Source organism: Candidatus Eisenbacteria bacterium, assembly GCA_016867715.1.
GTDB lineage: Bacteria > Orphanbacterota > Orphanbacteria > Orphanbacterales > Orphanbacteraceae > VGIW01.
In genome coordinates this window covers 1-19731 of record VGIW01000061.1, presented here as the reverse complement: position 1 = coordinate 19731, position 19731 = coordinate 1, and the positions used below count along the sequence as shown (strand labels likewise).

The 19731-nt window shown below is 65.2% G+C and carries 12 protein-coding genes; 6 read left to right on the top strand and 6 right to left on the bottom strand.

All coding sequences use genetic code 11. The features are described 5' to 3' along the window. On the top strand, nucleotides 1-367 hold a 367-nt coding region (locus tag FJY73_10260; protein ID MBM3321046.1), incomplete at its 5' end, for a hypothetical protein. 600 nt (nucleotides 368-967) lie between these two features. Then, nucleotides 968-2233, top strand: a complete 1266-nt coding sequence (locus FJY73_10255; GenBank protein ID MBM3321045.1) for a 4-hydroxy-3-methylbut-2-enyl diphosphate reductase — start codon at nucleotides 968-970, stop codon at nucleotides 2231-2233. 184 nt (nucleotides 2234-2417) lie between these two features. Here the strand turns inward: FJY73_10255 and FJY73_10250 are convergent, their stop codons facing one another. Continuing rightward, the gene (locus FJY73_10250) at nucleotides 2418-5588 is read right to left on the bottom strand and encodes a PD40 domain-containing protein (GenBank protein MBM3321044.1); all 3171 of its coding nucleotides are present in this window, start codon (nucleotides 5586-5588) and stop codon (nucleotides 2418-2420) included. Between the two features lie 325 nt (nucleotides 5589-5913). Here FJY73_10250 and FJY73_10245 point away from each other — a divergent pair, with 325 nt between their 5' ends. Continuing rightward, nucleotides 5914-7566: a M20/M25/M40 family metallo-hydrolase gene (locus FJY73_10245; protein MBM3321043.1), complete on the top strand. Its 1653-nt coding sequence runs from the start codon at nucleotides 5914-5916 to the stop codon at nucleotides 7564-7566. Nucleotides 7567-7586: 20 nt separating this feature from the next. Here the strand turns inward: FJY73_10245 and FJY73_10240 are convergent, their stop codons facing one another. Further along, nucleotides 7587-8720 carry a hypothetical protein gene (locus tag FJY73_10240; GenBank protein MBM3321042.1) on the bottom strand — a complete coding sequence of 378 codons (1134 nt, stop codon included), beginning with the start codon at nucleotides 8718-8720 and terminating at the stop codon, nucleotides 7587-7589. Between the two features lie 99 nt (nucleotides 8721-8819). Beyond that, on the bottom strand, nucleotides 8820-10217 hold the full coding sequence (locus tag FJY73_10235; GenBank protein ID MBM3321041.1) for a glycosyltransferase family 39 protein: 1398 nt from the start codon (nucleotides 10215-10217) through the stop codon (nucleotides 8820-8822). Between the two features lie 154 nt (nucleotides 10218-10371). On the opposite strand from FJY73_10235, the gene FJY73_10230 reads away from it, so the two are divergent. The 3 genes from FJY73_10230 (at nucleotide 10372) to FJY73_10220 (ending at nucleotide 14964) form a co-directional block, all read left to right on the top strand. Continuing rightward, nucleotides 10372-11088, top strand: a complete 717-nt coding sequence (locus FJY73_10230) for a PEGA domain-containing protein (protein MBM3321040.1) — start codon at nucleotides 10372-10374, stop codon at nucleotides 11086-11088. A 9-nt stretch (nucleotides 11089-11097) separates the two neighbouring features. Then, nucleotides 11098-12609, top strand: a complete 1512-nt coding sequence (locus tag FJY73_10225) for a hypothetical protein (GenBank protein ID MBM3321039.1) — start codon at nucleotides 11098-11100, stop codon at nucleotides 12607-12609. 75 nt (nucleotides 12610-12684) lie between these two features. Further along, entirely contained in the window at nucleotides 12685-14964 is a 2280-nt protein-coding gene (locus tag FJY73_10220) for a T9SS type A sorting domain-containing protein (GenBank protein ID MBM3321038.1), read from the top strand. A 107-nt stretch (nucleotides 14965-15071) separates the two neighbouring features. On the opposite strand, the gene clpB is transcribed toward FJY73_10220, so the two are convergent. From clpB to FJY73_10205, 3 genes are all read right to left on the bottom strand, one after another. Further along, on the bottom strand, nucleotides 15072-17702 hold the full coding sequence (gene clpB / locus FJY73_10215) for an ATP-dependent chaperone ClpB (GenBank protein MBM3321037.1): 2631 nt from the start codon (nucleotides 17700-17702) through the stop codon (nucleotides 15072-15074). A 310-nt stretch (nucleotides 17703-18012) separates the two neighbouring features. Then, nucleotides 18013-19416 (bottom strand): T9SS type A sorting domain-containing protein, encoded by a 1404-nt coding sequence (locus tag FJY73_10210; GenBank protein ID MBM3321036.1) that lies wholly within the window; start codon nucleotides 19414-19416, stop codon nucleotides 18013-18015. A gap of 167 nt (nucleotides 19417-19583) precedes the next feature. Beyond that, the coding region (locus FJY73_10205; GenBank protein ID MBM3321035.1) for a hypothetical protein at nucleotides 19584-19731 on the bottom strand (148 nt) is incomplete at its 5' end.

Genomic DNA, 19731 nt, shown 5'->3' with positions numbered 1-19731 from the left:
CGAGAGCGCCCGCCGGGGCAAGGACTCGTTCTGCCGGCTGATCGAGGATGCCGGCGTCGACGTCTTCTTCAACGGCGACCAGCACTGCTACACGCGAACGAAGCCGATTCGAGACGGCGAGGCGGCGGAAGGGAAGCAGAACACGACCGTCTATCTCACGGTCGGGGGCGGGGGCGGGCGGATCAACCGCGGACAGAACATCGGTCTCGAGTTCCCAGTCCTCGAGGGGCTTCCCGCGGGCGCCTTCGTCGCGGGGACCAAGGGCAAACACTTCTTCGTTCACTGCACGGTGCGGGACCGTCTCTTCCACGCGGACGTCATCGATACCTCGGGCGCGCTCATCGACTCGTTCTCGATCCGCAAGTGAGTCGCCGGCGGTCCCCTCGTTCGACTGGAGGCAGAGCCGGCCGACGGCTCCTCCGCGCGGTTTCCCCCAAGCGAAGAGGTTTTTTGACCCGCACGGCGAAGGACGCTCCTCTCCGTTGGCCAAGCGGAGAAATCGTCACCATTTCTTGGCAAGGGGCCGACGGCGCCGCCAAGCGGAGTTGTCAGGCATAACCAGTTGCAAATCAAGCGATTCGGCTGTATGGGCCCCTAGAACCCACCGGGCGGCAACTCCGGTTGGCTCCTGTACCTGGTACCGCGCCTCGGGCACCCGGTACAGAAGGCACGGTTCGCCGGAAGGTGAGTCGTCCTAACCCATTTTCAGAAAATGGGTTGTCGCCAGCGGTCCCCGCATTGCTTTCCTCTGGTAAACAACTTGGCACGCATGTTGCGGGATGGAGAGACCGAAGGCCGAACGGGAGACCGGCCTTGGGCTTCCTCGGCACCAGTCGTCGCCGTTCTCAGTGGGGGAGCGTGAGGCGGCGGCGACCCGCCGAGGCTAATTGGGGGGCTTTCGGGCCCCCCGGTTCTTTTTCCCCCGCCGAGCCGATCCTGGCGCCCTTCTCGCGATTTCCCTATTCTGATGACGGACGGCGTCCCCTCGCCCGCGCCGGCTGATCGGGAGGAGCGCGTGAACGGTGACCGCGACATTCGGGCCACACCGGACCTTCGGAATCTGGCCGCGGAGGAGATGGCGGCGGTCTTCCGCTCGCCGATCATCGACCATCTCAGGCGGCACGGCTTCGAGATCCGATCAGGGGAGACGACCATCCGTCTCGCGGCGGAGTTCGGCTTCTGCTACGGGGTCGATCGCGCGGTCGAGTACGCGTTCGCCGCGAGACATCGCTTCCCCGGCCGCCGGATCTGGATCACCGGGGAGATCATCCACAACCCGCGTGTGAACCGCCATCTGGACGAGATGGGGATCCGCTTCCTCCCGTCGGGCGGGAGTCTCGAAGAGCGTTTCCGCGAGCTCGCGACGGGGGATGTCGTCCTGATCCCCGCGTTTGGGGCGCGCGCGCCGGAGATGGCGTTCCTCGTCGACAAGGGATATGAGATCGTCGACACAACGTGCGGTTCCGTGCTGAACGTCTGGAAGCGCGTCCGCCAGTACGCCGCGGACGGGTTCACGTCGGTGATCCACGGCAAGTACGATCACGAGGAGACGGCGGCGACCTGCTCGCAGGTCCTCGCGGCGCGCGCCGATGGGAAGTATCTCGTCGTGAGGGACCTTCGGGAGGCGGAGAATCTCGCCGAGCGGATCGTCCGGGACGATTTCTCCGAATTCCGCGAGCGCTTCGCGGCGGCGGCCGGTCCCGGGTTCGATCCGGAGAAGCACCTCTCGAAGATCGGCCTCGCCAACCAGACGACCATGCTCGAATCGGAATCGCGCGCGATCCAGGATGTGCTCCGCCGCGCGATGTCCGATCGGTACGGGGAGGCGAACCTCGAGGCGCACTTTCGCGCCTTCGACACGATCTGCAGCGCGACCGAGGATCGCCAGCGGGCGGTCCGGGATCTTCTCGCGCGCGGGATCGACCGAATGGTCGTCGTCGGCGGCTTCAACAGCTCGAACACCGGGCATCTCGTCGAGATCGCGAGCCGCAGCGTCCCCGCCTTTCACATCGAGTCGGCGGGGTGCATCGAAAGCGCGGACGCGATCCGCGCGAAGCCGCTTGGAGGGGATCCGATCCTCGTGCGCGGGTGGCTTCCTTCCGGACCGCAGACGATCGGGATCACCGGCGGGGCGTCCACGCCCGACTCGGTCGTCGGCCGCTCCATCGAGCGAATCATGGAGATTCGCGGGATGCCCGCGCCCGACTCGATCGTCTCTTCTTCTTCTTCTTAGCGGGCGCGGCGAAGGCGGCGCCTCGGCGGGCCGTGGCCACCCGCCGTGGTTGCGATGTCGGTCGTCGGACGGCGGGTCTCTCCTTCGCGCCGCATGCGCGAAGGAGCTTCCTCGCCACCCCGTCGCTCTTCGCGACGGGGTGCCCCGGCTCGTCGTGGCGGCGGCAGGTGATCGACAATAACGGCTACTTCTTCGGACCCAGCCCCTCGAGCAGGAGATCGACCGCCTTCCGGAGCTGCGGGTCGCGCCCATCCATCCAGTCGTTGTACGTGTTCGGCACGTGATGATCCGGCCTCCGGCCGTTGTTCTCGAGGTTCTCCCCCTCCAGCGTGTACGCGCCCCACGAGGGCTTTCGAAAGAAGGAACCGTCGATCAACGTCCAACTGTCCGTCCCGATCACCGCTCCCGCGGTCGGAATCCCCACGATCGGGCCGAGCCCGAGCTTCCGCCACCCCTCGGCGAAGATCTCCGCGTTCGAATACGAGCGATTGTTGATGAGCAAAGCGGTCGGCTTGTCGTATCCGTAGGAGCGCATCTTCGTCTCGGAGGTGAGCGGCTCCCCGCGGAAGCCGCGGAGCAGCCACGTCTCCCCGCTCAAGATCGAAAGCAGATGGACGGATATCCATCCCCCGCCGTTGTAGCGGACATCGATCACCGCCCCCTCCTTCTTCTCGGCGATCGAGACGAGATCGCGCCGGAAGCGGACGAGATCCGCGCTCCCCATGCTGCGGACATGCAGATAGGCGAGCCTCCCGCCGCTCCATTCGTCCACCAAGCGGCGCCTTTCCCGTTCCCACTCGCCGTACTGGAGATCGACGTGCGCGGCCCGACCGATCGGGCGGATGCGGACCGCTCTCTTTTCCTTCCCGTCGAGACCCGGGGCAACCTCGATCTCGACCCGCCGGCCGACTTTTCCGTGGAGCATCTCGTGAAGGTTCGTCCCTTGGCCGAGCGCCGCGCCGTCCACCGAAAGAAGGTATTCGCCCGGCTCGATCCGCGATTCCCGGAGCGATGCGGGGCTCTCCGGAAGGACCGACCGAACCCGGAACCTCCCCTCCGCGAGAAGCGGGTGATCGAGCTCGATCCCGAGGTAGCCGGTCTCCGGCGGGCTCCCCTCGTCCCCTCGCACCGAAATATCAAGGTGTGAAGCATTCAACTCGCCGAGCATCATCGAGACGAGCGTGTGGAAATCCTCGGTGTTCCGCGCGTGAGGAACGACCGCCCCGTACTCCTCCCGCACTCGCCCCCAATCGGCGCCGTGGAACTCCGGATCGTAGAACTGGTCCGCGAGAAGCGCCCACGCCTCTTGGAACATCTGCCGGCGATCCGCCTCGACATCGATCCGCATCTCCGCCTCGAACGACGGCGCTCCCCCCTTCCCCTTGGCGAGATCGTGCCACTTCACCTTGCCGCCCTCGAGATACCAGACCGCGTCCTCGACCGCCTGGAGGCGGCTCTTCGCCTTCTCGGACGTCGTGAGCTGCGCGAGCTTCTTCTCCTCGGCTTCCTCATCCGCCGGGAAGGACCAGAGATCGAATCTCCCCTCGCCCATCACGTTCGCCGCGAACACGACCGTCTTCCCCTTCTCCGCGAAGACCGGCTCGGATTCCTCGCTCGCGAGATCGGGGAACGCCTCCTGGCGAAGCGAGATGTTCTCGAAGTCGATCACGACCGGCTTCGGCTTCTCTTTCTCTTTGTCATTCTTCTTCTCGTCCTTCTCCTCCTCCGCTTCGGATTTCTCCTCGTAGAGGCTGTCCAGACGGTCCTCCTCGAAGCGCGGCTTCTTCGGCTGGAGCCGCACCCGGTACGTATCGGCGTTCTCGCGGAAGAAGGAGGTGAAGTAGAGATACTCGCCGTCCGGCGACCAGACCGGCCTGTGGTTGTGCGCGGCGAGAGCGCTCACCAGCGAATCGGCGCCGTCCTCGAGATTCCGCACGCGGATGTCCGTGTGATAGTCGGGCGCGTACGCCGTGTAGGCGATCCAACGCGAGTCGGGCGCCCAGGAGAACTCGGACGTGGCGTTCAAACGAAGATCGAGAAAGCGCCCCGACACGATCCGTTCCGATTCGCCCCCCGCCGGCTTGATCCGCCGGATCTCTCGGTTCCCCCGATAGAACGCGATCCACTCCCCGTCGGGCGAGACGGCCGGCTTCGAATCGTGGTCCGGCCCGATCGAGAGCGGCTTCTCCTCTCCCGTCTTCGTGTCGGCGATGAAGAGATCGAGCGCGCCGTTCCGGTCGGAGACGTAGACGATCCGCCGCGAGTCGGGGAGCCAGGCGATGTCCGATTCGCGCCAAGGGGTGTTCGTGACGCGGCGCGCGCGCCCGCCCTTCTCCGCCCGCGCGACGAAGATCTCGCCGTGAACGGCGAAGGCCGCCTTCTTCCCGTCCGGCGAAACTCGGAACTCGGATATTTCGCCCGTAAATGTTTTCTCCTCGGCCGGGTTCGTCTTGAACTCGGCCCGGAGACGGACATCGACCTTGCGGGGGGTCCCCCCTTCGAGAGGAAGCGTGTAGAGATCGAAGCCGGACGAGAAGGCGAGAAGCCCGCCCCGCTCCGCGAGGGAGAGCCACTGCACGTCCTTCTCGAGGGACGTGAGCTGCGCCGCCTCGCCCCCCTCCGCCGGCATTCGAAAAACGTTGAGCGCCCCGTTCCGCCCGGAAGCGAAGTAGATCTCCCGATCGTCCGGCGAGAAGCGCGGCCAGAGATCGTGGAAGGTGTCGTCCGTGAGCGCGGCCGGACGGATTCCGCTCGTCGAGAAGTCGGAGATCAGGATGTTCGCCGCGTCGGTCGAGTTGAAGAAGCGCCGCGACCAACCGGTCGTGCACCGGTTGTCGCAATAGACGACCTTCTTCCCGTCGTTCGAGAGATCGGCGAACGCCTCGCGTTCGAGCCAGACCCCGCTCACGCGGATCGGGGTTCCGCCGCCGAGAGACGCGAGAAAGAGATCCTCCGCACCCTCGCGCCTCGACTGGAAGAGGATCGCGCCTCCGTCCGGCGTCCAATCGCAGGGGATGTCCGTCCCCGTGTGAAACGTCACGCGCGCCGGCTCCCCGCCTCGCGCGTCCGCCGTGAAGACATCCATGTTCCCGAAACGGTTCGACGCGAAAGCGATCCGCTCTCCGTCGGGCGACCAGACCGGCCACCCTTCGTAGGCAACGTGATCGGTGATGCGCGTCGCTTCCCCTCCGGCGGAAGGGACGGTCCAGATGTCCCCGTCGTAGGAGAAGGCGATCTTCGTCCCGTCCGGAGAGATCCTCGGGTAGAGCGCGAAGCGGATCTCCTCGCCGTGCGCGGGGGCGGCAAGGAGGAGGAGCGCTGCGAGAGTCGCGGCGGCGGAAGTCATCCTCTTCATCGAATCCCTCTTTTCGAGTGCGAGTTTCGATCGGGCACCCGAGGGGGCGCACGGAAGAAAGTGTGAGACATTCATGTTACGCGACCGGGGCAGGCGGGCGCAACGGCTCGGGGATGGGAGCCGACGGGGAGGAGCGAGAAGAAAGCGGGAACGGGCGAGCTGAATTGACATCGCGGGTGAAACATGTTAGAATGTCGCCAGTTAGGACTTCGAGTCTCCCCGCCTCGGATCGATCGTCCGCGGCGGGTTTCCTTCTCCCCCCGGCCGGATGAACGTGCTTCCGGACACCCCAGGCGATTCGGAAGCGAGGAAGGGAATCCTTTCGATGCGAAGCTTTTCCTTGGCGCTCTCTCTCGCTCTTCTTCTCTCGTCGGCCGCGCGGGCGACCGATCGACTCTGGATCGCCCCGCTCGAACCGGGCCGCACGATCGAGAACGCGTGGGACGCGGGCGCCTCCCTCCTCGACCGCTTCCCCGACGCCGTCCTCGCGGGCGACGAGAGCTCGGCGCGCGCGCTTCATCGCGCCGGGTTCGCCGTGCAGGGTCCGATCCGTCTCCCCACGTTCGGATCGACTTATCTCGTCCGATCGAAAGGAGACGCGCCGGTCGACGCCGGGCTCGCGCGCGTTCTCGGAGAGCGGCGACCCGCCGTGCACATCCTCTGGACGGACGGAACGAACGCGATCGTCTGGTCGCGGGAAGAACTTCCCGATACCGACGGTGTCACTACCGGAAGACCGCTTCGCGAGCGTCCTCTCCGAGAGCCGATCGCGCGCGGAGTCCTTCCCCATAGAAAGACGATCGCGACCGAGTTCCCGCCGGTCGTCGATCAGATGGTCGATCGCGTCGATTCCGCTTCCTACATGCAGTGGATCGGGAACCTCGCCGGCTCGAACGAGATCGTCGTCTCCGGCCATCCCTTCACGATCGAGACGCGCTACACGCCGAGCGCGCAATGCGACACGGCCGAACGATACGTGTATGAACAATTTCTCGAGATGGGATTCGCCGACGTCGCGTTCGATCCGTTCACGTTTTCCGGAACGAACGCGCGGAACGTGATCGCGACCCTCCCCGGGACGGAAACACCCGAGCGGATCTACATCATCGGCGGGCATCTCGACGCGACCTCGCGGAACCCGAGCGTTTCGGCGCCGGGGGCGAACGACAACGCGAGCGGGACGGCGGCGGTCCTCCTCGCCGCGGAGATTCTCAAGGACTACTCGTTCCGCTCGACGATCCGCTTCATCGCGTTCACCGGCGAGGAGCAAGGTCTCCACGGATCGACGCATTACGCCCAGGAGGCAGCGGCGCAAGGGGACTCGATCCTCGGCGTCGTGATCTGCGACATGGTCGCCTGGTACCAGAACGCCTATAAGCTGATCATCGAAGGGGAGAACGAGTGGGATTGGCTCATGCAGATCATGCGCGAGGCGTGCGTCCAATACACCGGCCTTTCCACGCGCCTCGATTACTACAGCTGGGGATCGGATCACGTCCCGTTCCAGAACGAGGGATTCCCGGCGTTCCTCGCGATCGAGAAGGAATGGGATCTCTACCCCTGTTATCACAGAAGCTGCGACACGACCGAGATGAACAAGGCGAACTTCGGCGTCGATGTGACGCGCGCCTGCATTGCGACGATCGCGTATCTCGCGGGGCCGGTCGTCCCGACCGCGGTCGCCGGCGGAGAGAGCGCGCCGCTCCTCGCGCTTCACCGGAACCGCCCGAACCCATTCAACCCTTCCACGACCATTCGCTTCACGCTCCCCGGAAACACGAGCGCGAGGCTCTCCGTTCACGACGCGGTCGGGAGGATCGTGCGCGTCCTCGAGAGCCGCGTGCTGGGCGCGGGCGACCACGAGCGCGTGTGGGACGGGACGAACGACGCCGGGCTTCCGGCCAGCTCCGGGGTGTATTTCTACCGGCTCGAGACGAACGACGGCACGCGCGCGGGAAAGATGCTCCTCGCGCGATAGTTTCTCTCGAAATCCCCTCTCTATCTCCTGGCTGATGTTCGTCCCGCGAGGATACGGCTCCCGAGAACGACCAAGAAGGCGAGGAAGATCGGCGACACCAGGAACCGGAAACGCGCGTTCTCGTTGATCTCGAAGGTGCAGCCGACGACCGTCGTGTAGATCACGAGGAGCATCGTGAACGCCATCGGCGCGTCTTCTTGGAGGCGGCGCGCCCATCGGCGCGGATCGCGCTCGCACGAACGAACGAGGGGAATCGCGTATGCGACAAGCCCGAGGGGGATAAGAAGGAAGTAGAACGATCCGAGGGAGCGTTCCCCGAGACGCTCGCCGATCCGATTCGCCGCCCACTGCCCCTCCAAGAGACGGTAATAGAGAAATTCGTGGATGTGCATCGGGAGCTTCTGGATGTTCTTCGTATGATGAGGATCCCGGAAGGGCGGGGAGGCGTACTGTCGATACGCCCAGCCGACGTTCCCGAGATAGTGGGCGGCGTCCCGGCGAAGGATCCGAAGCGCGTTTCGGAAGTACGCGCGCGAGACGTCCGGGATGTTGATGTTGTTGTAATCGTCCCGTGAAAGGACGAGCTCCTCCGCTTTCCGATCGAACCCGTGCTTCTCGTAGGCCGAGGGCCGGAAGAACGAGCGCTTGTGTTCCGTCACGACGTCGGCCGCGACCGGATCGAGAACCCCCTCCTCGACGAACCGCATGAGGTCCGGCTTCGCGTATCGGAACGAGACCGCGTTCCAGAGGTTCATCCCGTACCAGCTCGAGGAGCCGAAGAACCCGAACTTCGCGAGGTTCTTCGCGTACCACCCGGCGGGGACGAGGCAGATCAGAAGACTGCCGAGAAGAATGTTCGCGTAGTGCATGAGCTGCAAGTGATGCGCGGGAGAGAGACGGAGAAGGAGCGCGCCGTACAGGTTGAAGAACGGCGGCTGGGAGTGGAGGTTCCAGAGGCTCATCCAGAGATCCGTCCGGAGAGCCTCTGCGGGGAGCGCTTGCCAAAGCCAATCCCAAGTCATCGTCGGGTCTGCTTCGATGTCGATCCCGACCCCGTGTTTGTAGAGGAGCGCGAGAAGAAGATGAAGCGCCGAGAGACCGGCGGCTCCCCGAGCGGAGAACATCCTCGGAAGACGAAGGGACGCGGTTCTCATCGCCGTCCGCCTTCCCCACGCGCTCTTCCTCGGCGCCATTCATCGATCACGACGCCGCTCTGAAGGATCAGGAAGGGAACGACGACCACCGTGTAGCGGTCATAGACGACGCTGACCGCCGACGTGGCGAACGAGAGTGCCAAGACGAAGAGGAGGGCGAGAAGGAACTCCTCTCTTCGGAGAAGCCTTCGTCCCATGAACGCCAAACCCGCGAGCGGAAGAAAGAGGAGAACGAACCGAAATCGGTAGCCGGAGTACGCGAGCCGGGTCGCCCCCCCCCCCCGCATTCCGAGGCCACTCCCACTTCGAGTTCCACGCCCGAAGCGATCGCTCGAGAGATCCCAGACTCCTCGCATCCGCGACCGCGAAGGGATGCTCGGCCGTTTCCGGGCTCTGAAAGTACCGTCTGTGCTCGCCGCCGCGAACGAAGAAGACCGAGATTCCCTGGAGGACCGCGGCGAGGTACGCGCCGGGATGATCGAGAACCGTGTCTCTCGCAGTCTTCCGAAGCGCCTGATTCGTTCGCACCCATTCGGTCGGTTCTCTCGAGAACGCCCTCCTCGCCGCGCTCCCCCACCGGCGATGAGCGAGGTGCTCCTTCATCTCCGCGGCGAACGCATCCGACCCGCCCGATTTCTCTTTGTAGTGACGAAGGAGCCCCTTCACCGGGCTCTTCTCCGACCACATCCTCTCGGCCGGAGAGAGATCCGCCGGATCCGAAGGCCATGAAAGAAAGACCTCTCGAACTTCCGGATCTCGTATGTTTTCGACCTCGAGGTGCCCGCCGGTCAAGCCGAAGAGGGTCCATCCGTCGAAGTGCGCGATCCCCCACGCACCCGAGAGGACGCGAATGCCGGCGGCGTAGGGAGCGGTGAGGATGAGGAGGCCCGCGAGAAGAGCACCCCCCAAGCGAAGAAGCCGCGCCGGATCCTCGCGCCTCTCCTTCCCGAGAATCCACAGAAGGCCGACGGGAACGACGGAAAGAAGAACCGGTCGAACGAGCGCTCCGAGGCCGAGACAGACTCCCGAAAGAAAGCACGCCTCCGGCCGCCGGCTTCCGATGAGAAGAAGAAAGCTGAGCGCGAGGGGGAGGAGCGTCACGGATTCCGCGAGGATCGTCTTTTCGTAGAACGCGCTCCACGGCCAGAGGACGAGAAGGACGAACGTTCCGACCGCCGCGAACGCCGACCGAAAGCGCGCGCGTACAGCCCGAAAAAGAACGAACGAAGCGAGAAGCGCGAGGCACGCCTGGAGGAAGGTGACGGCGCGGATGTCGCGGAAGATGCCGAGAAAGGAACGAAGAAAGACCGGATACCCGAGGGGGCGAGCGAGCCCCGGATGGAGCGTCCGCGCCTCCTCGAGATAAACCGCGCTGTCCCCGAGGAGAAAGTACGGATGCGGATCGAGAAGGTGCCACGCGATCTTGAGCGCGACCGCGAGAACGATCGCGGACGCGCATAGGGCACGGCGATCGGACGTTCGAGCCGCCACTTCCATCGTGACCCCGGCGGCCCCCGGAGGCGCAACGCGCCGGCCTTGGGACCGGTGTTCGTTCTATTGTCGGTCGGCCGATCAGGCGACACAAGCAGATTTCCGGTACCAGGTACACGGACGGGCTGGTAGAATGCGCCCGGACGGAGGGAGAACCGCCTTGCGTTTTTTAGTCGCGCTTCTCGTTGCAGGGTTTCCGCTTCTCGCGCGGGCGGGCGAGCCGGCCGCACCGACCGGGATCCTCGGCGTTCACGGAACCGCGGGCGCTTCGGTCTCGATCGACGGCCGGCCGATCGGCGAGGTCCCCGTCGAATCGATCGTCCTCCCCCGCGGGATCCACACGATCCGTCTCTCGAAACGCGGGTACGAAACCCGCGAGGAAAGGATTTGGATCGGTCCGGAGCGGGGCGAATCGCGCGTGCTCTACCTCCGCGAGAAGAGAAGACAGGACGCGCTTTGGAGAAACCTGCTCGTCCCAGGCTGGGGAGCGTACTACACCGAGCGCCCGATTCATGCCGCCGCCGTGTTGTTCCTCGAGGCGGCGGTGCTCGGCTACGCGTACCATCAAGACGGCGTCTTCCACGATCGCAAGGACGACCACGAGAACGCCGCTCTCGCCTACGACCGCGCGGTCGACGACGTGGCGATCGCGGCCGCGCGCGCGGAGCGCGACCGCGCGTACGATCGCATGGCGTCGGCGGAGACGAACCGGGACCGCGCGCTCCTCGCGGCGGCGGTCGTCTACGGCCTCTCCGCGCTCGACGTGTTCTTCCGGTTCCCTTACGAGCACGATCCGGACGCAGGAAGGATCGCGCTGCGTACGGGGTTTTCGGAACGCGGCGGGGCGCCCGTTCTCGCGCTTCGCATTACGTTTTAGGAGTCGAACGTGAGGATCTCTTCTTCTCTCACTCTTCTCCTCCTCGCGGGGGTCCTTCTCCTTGCTTCCTGCGACTCGAAGCCGAGCCGAGAGGGGACGACCAACCCGCTCGATCTCGGGAACTCTTCCACGAACGGGAATCCCTATGGCCTTCAAGGATCCTACGCGGACGGTTCGGTTACTCTTCGCTGGAACCGCCTCTCGATCGACGGGCTCCAGGGATACGCGATCTTCCGCGCGAGCCGCTTGGAGAGCGAGTTCGCGCGGGTCGACACGGCCGGGGCGGACGCAACGAGCTGGACCGATCCGGCCCCGCAGTACTTCACGACCTCGCATTATCGAATCGCCGCGATCGGCTTCGACGGCTCCGAGGCGGACACGACCGGACGGCCGCCGGTCGAGGTCGCCGTTCCTCCCCTCCTCCGGCTCGCGGGCGGCGCGGCGACGACCGCCGCGAGGGAGATCGCGATCTCCATTCGAGCCGAGGCCGCCGACCGAATGATCCTCTCGGAGGATTCCCTCTTCCTAGGCGCCGAGTGGGAATCATTTGATACGTCTAAGACATGGATTCTCACCGAAGGGAAGGGAACGAAGACCCTCTATCTTCGAGCGGCGCGCGGCGAGACGGACACATCGAGTGTCATCGCCGACATGATCCGGACCGCCTCGACCGGCGGAATCCTCGTTCTCGCGGGCGGAGAGTCGACCGTCGCGCGCGCGCGCGTCCCCGTCGAGCTTTCCGGAACGCTCATCGACAAGATCGTCCTCTCACCCGACACTCTCTTCGGCGACGCGGCGGACACGACCCTCCTCTTCGATTCGCTCGCGACGCTCGACTCGCTCGGCATCGAGTGGGTGTTCGGAACGGATCTCTCGACGAAGACGCTCTACGCGGAGTTCTGGAACGAGTTCGGCCCGGACACGGTCGCCGCGGATTCGGTTCTCCCCGACCCGCTCACGAACGTGTCAGTCGTCCTCGCCGGAGGGGACAGCATCGCGAGCGTCTGCGAGGTCTCCCTCTCGATCGACGCGAAAGCGACGTTGATGAATCTTTCATCAATCAATGAGCATCCGCCCGAGAACTGGGTTTCCTTCCGGCCGAACACGACCTGGACGATCGGGGACACCGCCGGAACGTACGAGGTGTGGGTGCAGCTCTCGAACGACTTCACGAACCTGATGACGAGCCCTGCATCGGACGCGATCCGCTTCGTTCCCGTCCGCCTCGCGATCGCGATCACCGCGCCCGCGGAGAGCTCCTTCGTGGCGGAGGGGAGCACCGTCGCGATCACCGGGAACGTCGTCGCCGCCTCATGCCGCGCCGCGCCCGATTCGGTGGATGTCGAGATCGGGGCCTCCCTTTTCACGGTCGAGAACGGCCAGGCCGGCTGGACCGCGAGCTGGACAGTCGACGAGGAGCCGGCCGACACCACCGCCCTTCGGATCATCGCCCGGACGAGAGACGAAGCGGACTCGACCGCCTCCGATACGGTCCTCGTGTTCGTCGTCCCCTCGAAGTAGTCCCGCCGCCGAGACGCGAAAAAGGTATAATAAGCGAACGAAGTCTGAAGACGAGCGTCCACCCCGAGGACCAAGATGATGAAAACGAGGCTCCTGGTTCTTCTTCTCGCTGCGATCGTCCCCATGTTGGCTGCGTCCGCGCGCGCGGACGACGAAGATCCGATCGAGGAGTTCCGGCGGCTCGAGTGGGAACGGCGCGTCTCCTCGATTCTCGCAGGGCGGGAAGCGCCGGCGAAGATTCCGTTCCACGAACCGGTCTACGACGTCACGTTCTACGATCTCTCGGTTCGCGTCGATCCGTCCGACTCGTCGCTCGCCGGCGAGGTGTGGGTGCACGCGCGCGCGCTCGTCGACACGCTCGATCGGATCGATCTCGATCTCGTCGATTCGCTCGCGGTCGACTCGGTGGGCGGGAACGGCGTCTCGTTCGCGCACGCGGACGAAATCCTCTCGATCGATCTCGACCGCCGGTACGGGGCCGGAGAATCTTTTGCCGTGAAGGTTTCATACGGCGGGCACCCGCGTCCCTTCAACCGAAACGGGCTCCTCTGGAGGACGCGCGGGAACCAGCCGATCGTCTACACGATGGTCGAGCCGTTCTTCTCCCGCTACTGGTGGCCCTGCAAGGACGTTCCGTGGGACAAGGCGGACTCGGTCCAGGTCGCGATCACCTATCCGGAGGGGCTCGTCGGCATCTCGAACGGCCTCCGGAAGCGGATCGAACAGTCGGAGCCCGGATGGATGCGCGCGACGTGGAAGCACCGGCATCCGATCCCTCCCTATCTCGTCATGATCGCGATCTCGAACTACGAGCTCCTCGCGGACACGTACGATAACGGCGTCGACCCGGCGATTCCCATCGAGCATTGGATCTTCCCGGAGGATCGCGCCGCGGCCGAGATCACGTTCGCGCTCGTCCCGGAAATGTTCGCCCATCTCGAGACGATCTACGGTCCGTATCCGTATCGCGACGAGCGCTTCGGCCACGCGGAGATCCTCGGCGCCGGGGCGATGGAGCACAACACCTGCGTCAGCTTCGGATCGAACCTCATCGTCGGAAACCGAGGGAGCGACGCGGTGATCGTCCACGAGCTCGGGCACCAGTGGTGGGGCGATCTCGTGACGTGCGAGGACTGGGACGACATCTGGCTGAACGAAGGGTTCGCGACCTACACCGAGGCGCTTTGGGCCGAGCATCGAAGCGGTCCCGAGATCCTTCCCGGGTTCATGAGGCGCGAGGAGTACCACGGGTCGCAGTCGGTCTATGTCGATCCGGTCCCCGATCTCGATTCGCTCTTCTCCGCGCGCTTCTACGGCGCAATCTACAACAAGGGCGCGTGGGTCCTTCACATGCTCAGGCGCACGGTCGGCGACGAGGTCTTCTTCGACATTCTCGACCGGCACAAGACCGAATCGCTCGCGCGGGGAGGCTTCGCGAACACCGAGGAGTTTCAAGCGACATGCGAGGCGGTGAGCGGGCTCGATCTCGAGCGTTTCTTCCGCCAGTGGGTCTACCTCTCGGGCTCGCCGAGCTTCCGCTTCCTTCCGTTCGCGAGCGCCTCGGGAGACACGCTCTGGCTCCGCGTCGCCCAGGATCCGGATCAGGACACGTGCTTCGCGGCGGACGTCGATGTCTCGATCGCGCTCGCGGACGGCGGGGTAACGAACATTGCGGTTCCCGTCCGCTCGTTCCTCGACACGTTCGTCGTCGCGGCCGGCGGGCCGATCGCGGGCGTTCGTTTCGATGTTAACAATTGGCTCCTCGACAAAGGGTTCGCGTCGCCGATGGACAGCGCCCTCACGATCGAGGAGAGCGACGACGTGCTTCTCGCATGGGAGATCGTCGATCCCTTCGTGAGCGGCGTCTTCCTCTACAGCGCCCCCTCGGCCGCGGGGCCTTGGGAGCGGATGGTTCCCGCCGAAGCGCGCCTTCCGAAACACGGCTGGTACCGGACGGCGCGGCCGGACAGGGTCCGCTACTACCTCGTCCGCGCGGTCTCCGATTCGCTCCCCGGATACGAGTCGATGCCCTCGAACACCGTGCGCACGTCGAACCCGACCCGCACCGAAACGCTCTTCGACTCGACCGCGACGAACCCCTACCTCCTCGGCGGCGAACCGTACGGGATCCGCTTCAACCTCGCCGAGCCGTCGCGCGTCACGATCCGCGTCTACGACATCAGCGGGCGTCTCGTCCGGACGGTCTTCGACGAACCTCTCTCCGCGGGATACGATCACCGGAAGGAGTGGGACGGAAGAAACAACGAGCGCCGCCTCGTCGCGCCGGGCGTCTACTTCGTCCGATTCGAAACGGAAACCTTCCGCGCGACGCGAAAGGTCGTGGTGTTGCGATAAATCGAAACGACCGCCGAACGGAAGGCCGTCTCTCGCGCGGGGAGGCGGCCTTCTTCTTTCTACTGCAAAGACGATCTTGCGGGATCGGTGGCGCGATGCGAGCGGCGCTACTTCTCCCCCCGCTTTCCGCTCGCCCCGTCGATCGCGACGTCGAGAGCGCCGTCCTTTACCGCGACTCGGATCGTCGACCCCTCGGCGACGTCCCCCGCGATGAGGGCGCGGCCGATCCGGCTCTCGAGCTCATGCTGCAAGTAGCGCTTCAGAGGGCGCGCGCCGTAGACCGGGTCGAAGCCCTTCCTCGCGACGAACGCCCGCGCCTCTTCGGTAAGATCGAGGCGAACGCCGCGGTCGACGAGCCGCTTCCGGAGCTCTTCCGTAAGAAGGTCGACGATCTTCTCGATCTCCTCGATCGTGAGCGGCTTGAAGAGAACGATGTCGTCCACCCGGTTCAGGAACTCGGGGCGGAAGTGGGCGCGCATCTCACGGAAGACCGCCTCGCGCGCAGCATCCTCGATCTCGCCCCGATCGGTTACCCCCTCGAGCAGCCGCGTCGACCCGATGTTCGACGTCATGATGATCACGGTGTTCTTACAATCGACCGTGCGGCCTTGCGCGTCGGTGAGGCGCCCGTCGTCCAGGATCTGGAGAAGAACGTTGAAGACGTCCGCGTGCGCTTTCTCGATCTCGTCGAAGAGGATCACCGCGTAGGGCTTCCGCCGCACCGCCTCGGTGAGCTGGCCGCCTTCTTCGTATCCGATGTATCCCGGCGGCGCGCCGACGAGGCGCGAGACGGTGTGCCGTTCCATGTACTCGCTCATGTCGATGCGCACCATGTTCTCCTCGGTGTCGAAGAGCGCCTCGGCGAGCGTCTTGGCAAGCTCGGTCTTGCCGACGCCGGTCGGCCCGAGGAAGATGAACGAGCCGATCGGGCGGCGGGGATCCTTGATGCCTGAACGAGCGCGGATCACCGCATCCGCGACGAGACGGACCGCTTCGTCCTGGCCGATCACGCGGCGGTGGAGGATCTCGTCGAGGCGAAGGAGCTTCTCCTTCTCCCCCTCGACGAGGCGCGTCACCGGGATCCCGGTCCATCGCGAGACGACGTCCGCGATCTCCTCCGCGGTCACCTCCTCGCGGAGAAGCCTCTCCTCGCCGCCGCCGGCCGCCTTCGATTCTTCTTCCTTGAGACGTCTTTCGAGATCGGGGAGCTTCCCGTGCCGGAGCTCGGCGGCGCGGTTCAGGTCATAGCGCCGCTCGGCATTCTCGACCTCGCGGCGCGCTTGCTCGATCTCCTCGCGGAGCGCGCGGAGCTTCCCGATCGATTCCTTCTCCGCCTGCCAGCGGGCGCGCATCGCGTCCGCTTGCGCTTGGAGATCCGCAAGCTCCTTCTTGAGGGCATCGAGCCGCTCGCGGCTCGCCTTGTCCTTCTCCTTGCGGAGCGCCGCTTCCTCGATCTCGAGCTGCATCACGCGGCGAGTCGTCTCGTCGAGCTCGGCCGGCATCGAGTCGATCTCGGTCCGGATCATCGCGCATGCTTCGTCGACGAGGTCGATCGCCTTGTCGGGAAGAAAACGGTCGGAGATGTAGCGGTTCGAGAGGATAGCGGCCGAGACGAGCGCGTTGTCCTGGATGCGGACTCCGTGGTGGACCTCGAAGCGTTCCTTGAGGCCTCGAAGAATCGAGATCGTGTCCTCGACCGACGGCGCGTCGATGAGAACCGGTTGGAAACGCCGTTCGAGCGCCGCGTCCTTCTCGAGGTGCTTCCGGTGCTCGTCCAAGGTGGTCGCGCCGATGCAGTGGAGCTCGCCGCGCGCGAGCATCGGCTTCAGCATGTTCCCGGCGTCGGTCGATCCCTCGGTCCTTCCTGCGCCGACGATGTTGTGGATCTCGTCGATGAAGAGGAGGATCCTGCCGTCGCTCTTCTTGATCTCGGCGAGAACCGCCTTCAGGCGCTCCTCGAACTCGCCCCGGTACTTAGCGCCGGCGAGAAGCGCCCCCATGTCGAGCGAGAAGATGCTCCGGTCCTTGAGCCATTCGGGGACGTCGCCGCGGACGATCCGCTGCGCGAGACCCTCCACGATCGCCGTCTTCCCGACGCCCGGCTCCCCGATCAGCACCGGGTTGTTCTTCGTCTTGCGGGAGAGGATGCGGACGACGCGGCGGATCTCGGCGTCGCGCCCGATCACCGGGTCAAGCTTCCCCGCGCGGGCGAGCGCGACGAGATCGACGCCGTACTTGGCGAGCGCCTCGTAGGACGACTCGGGGGTCGGGCTCGTGACGCGCTGGTTGCCGCGCACCTTCGTGAGGGCGGCGAGGAAGGAGTCTCGCGTCACACCGTGCCGCGCGAGGATCGTCCCCGCCGGCGAGGCGCTCCCCTCGGCGACGAGAGCGAGAACGAGATGTTCAACTGAGAGATATTCATCCTTCAGGCGCTCGGCTTCCTCTTCTGCCTTGAGGAGAAGTTTCTGTAGGCGCTGCGTGACATAGATCTTCCCCGTTTCCGCGCCGGGCCCGGAGACTCGGGGGCGCCGGGCGAGCTCCCGCTCGACCTCGGCCTTCACCGCCTCGGGGGCGACCTCCATCCGCTCGAGGATGCGCGGGAAGAGCCCCCCCTCCTGGTCGAGGAGGGCGAGCAAGAGGTGCTCTCCGTCCGTCTCCTGGTGGCCGCGCTCGACCGCCCTCGCCTGGGCCGCCTGGAGAGCCTCGTGAGATTTCTCGGTCAGCCTGTTCGGGTCCATCGTGTGCCTCCATGTGCGTCACGGAGAACATACGGGCCGAACGCGCCTCGCGCAAGGGGAGCGGCGCGACTCCAAGTTGAAGTCAGCCAAGCAGTTGCGCCCGCGCGCCCGCGGGGAGGTCCCGAACGAACGGAACTTCACGATCCATCTGCTTACGCCAGAACACAGAGGTGGAAGACGAATAGTGAAGATAGGTTCTCGACTCTAAACCAGAGAAACTGGATTGGGAAGAGAACTGGCGGAGAAGCAAGTTCCGAGAATTCGCAACGTCCCCAACCGCCGCGGAAAACCTGTAATACGAGGACACGAGTCAGCGAATCCGCATGATCCTCCGGATCTCTTCCCCGGGACCGGAACCGATGCGCACGAAATACGCTCCGGGAGGAACAGCGCGCCCGCTCTCGTCCTCGCCGTCCCAGGTCGATACGCCCGCCGGCCCCGAAGCCTCGAGGGTTCGAACGACCCTCCCTCGGATGTCGTAGACGAGGATCGGACGGCGCGCGATTTCGGGCAGCGAGTAGCGAAGGCTGACCTCACCCGTGAACGGGTTCGGGAACGCGCGAAGCCGGGAAAGCCCACCCGGCCGATCGTTCCCTTCGGCCACCCCGGTGGCGAAATCGCATCCCTGCTCGTAGACCCCGATTGGGTAGCCGCCGGTTTGCGCCGGCAGACAGGGAGAGGCCGCGTCGAGAGAGTAATCGCCCGAGACGGTCGGAGCGTTCGAACAGTCGGCGGGATCGCAAAAGAGCGGATCCTCGCAGATCGATTCGATGAGACAGACCCCGCTCCATCCCGTGAAGTCTGAAGTGTCGACGTCAGAGAACTCCAGAACGAAGCCCGGCCACGGCTCGGCGTAGATCTCGGCGGCAGACGGGGCGCAGTTCCCCCAAACGATCGACCGGCGGCCTCGATGGGGAACGTCGTAGTACTCGCCGCCGTGGATCCCTCCTCCTTCCACGAACGCCCGGTTTCCCGTGACGGTCGTGTGCCGGAACTCCAGGTGCACCCCCTCGTCGCCGCCCCCCGCGATCCCCCCTCCTCCGTAGGTGGCGAGGTTTCCGCTCACGAGACAGCTGTCCAGGTCGATCGACCCAGAGACTCCGTAGCAGCAGATCCCGCCTCCGCCCCCGCCCGTGTTCGACGCGAGGATCGAGCGCCGGATCTCGCCCCGTCCCATCCAGACGCAGATCCCTCCTCCTTCTTGAGCGGCCGTGTTGTCGCGAACGAGGCAGTCTTCGATCCGCACGAACGCGTCCCACGAGCAGATGCCTCCGCCGTTCGTGTTCGACGAGTTCTCCACGATCCGGCAATTTCGGATCACGGCCCTGGCCTCGACGAGAATCCCCCCTCCTCCGTACGCGCTCCCCCCTCGAATCGTCAGGCCTTCCACCGTCGGCTCGTATCCCTCGCCGTCGATGAAGATCCCGCGGCCGGACCCCTCGCAGTCGATCACGGTTTCCTCGGGGCCGGACACGGACCGGAGAACGATCGCTTTTCCCCCGAAGACAAGACCCCGGTTGCCGGGACCCGTGAAGATCCCGTCGTGGACGAGCACCGTGTCGCCCGCCGCCGCCGAGTCGATCCCCGCTTGGATCGTCGGGGTGTCGCCGGTGCCGTCTACGAGCACATCCCACGTGCGGCAGAAGGCGTGGGGAGAGAGGAAAAGAGAGAGAACGAACACCGCGGCAAGATCAAAGCGCGGGGATCGTCTCATCGTCTGCATCCTCCGTCGAGCCTGGCTCAAAATTCGGTACCTGATACCCTATTCCCTCATTTCCGAGCTACGGATACCGGTATCGGATACCGGTATCGGATACCTTCTCGCGAATCGCCCCGAAATCGGTATCGCGTCCTCCGAATACACCCGGAGCCGGTCCGAACTCAGCGGAACAGGCTCTTCACCGATCCCCAGCTCGTCGGCTCCGTCGCCGTCACGTCCCCGATCTGGATCCGCGCGAGGACCTCGCCGTTGTTCGTGAAGGCCACCCATGAATAGACCTGGGACCACTCGAAGACCCCGGATTCAGGA

Coding starts and splice junctions, on each gene's coding strand:
- FJY73_10255 (MBM3321045.1), top strand. CDS start 968: ATGACGGACGGCGTCCCCTCGCCCGCGCCGGCTGATCGGGAGGAGCGC.
- FJY73_10250 (MBM3321044.1), bottom strand. CDS start 5,588: ATGAAGAGGATGACTTCCGCCGCCGCGACTCTCGCAGCGCTCCTCCTC.
- FJY73_10245 (MBM3321043.1), top strand. CDS start 5,914: ATGCGAAGCTTTTCCTTGGCGCTCTCTCTCGCTCTTCTTCTCTCGTCG.
- FJY73_10240 (MBM3321042.1), bottom strand. CDS start 8,720: ATGAGAACCGCGTCCCTTCGTCTTCCGAGGATGTTCTCCGCTCGGGGA.
- FJY73_10235 (MBM3321041.1), bottom strand. CDS start 10,217: ATGGAAGTGGCGGCTCGAACGTCCGATCGCCGTGCCCTATGCGCGTCC.
- FJY73_10220 (MBM3321038.1), top strand. CDS start 12,685: ATGATGAAAACGAGGCTCCTGGTTCTTCTTCTCGCTGCGATCGTCCCC.
- clpB (MBM3321037.1), bottom strand. CDS start 17,702: ATGGACCCGAACAGGCTGACCGAGAAATCTCACGAGGCTCTCCAGGCG.
- FJY73_10210 (MBM3321036.1), bottom strand. CDS start 19,416: ATGAGACGATCCCCGCGCTTTGATCTTGCCGCGGTGTTCGTTCTCTCT.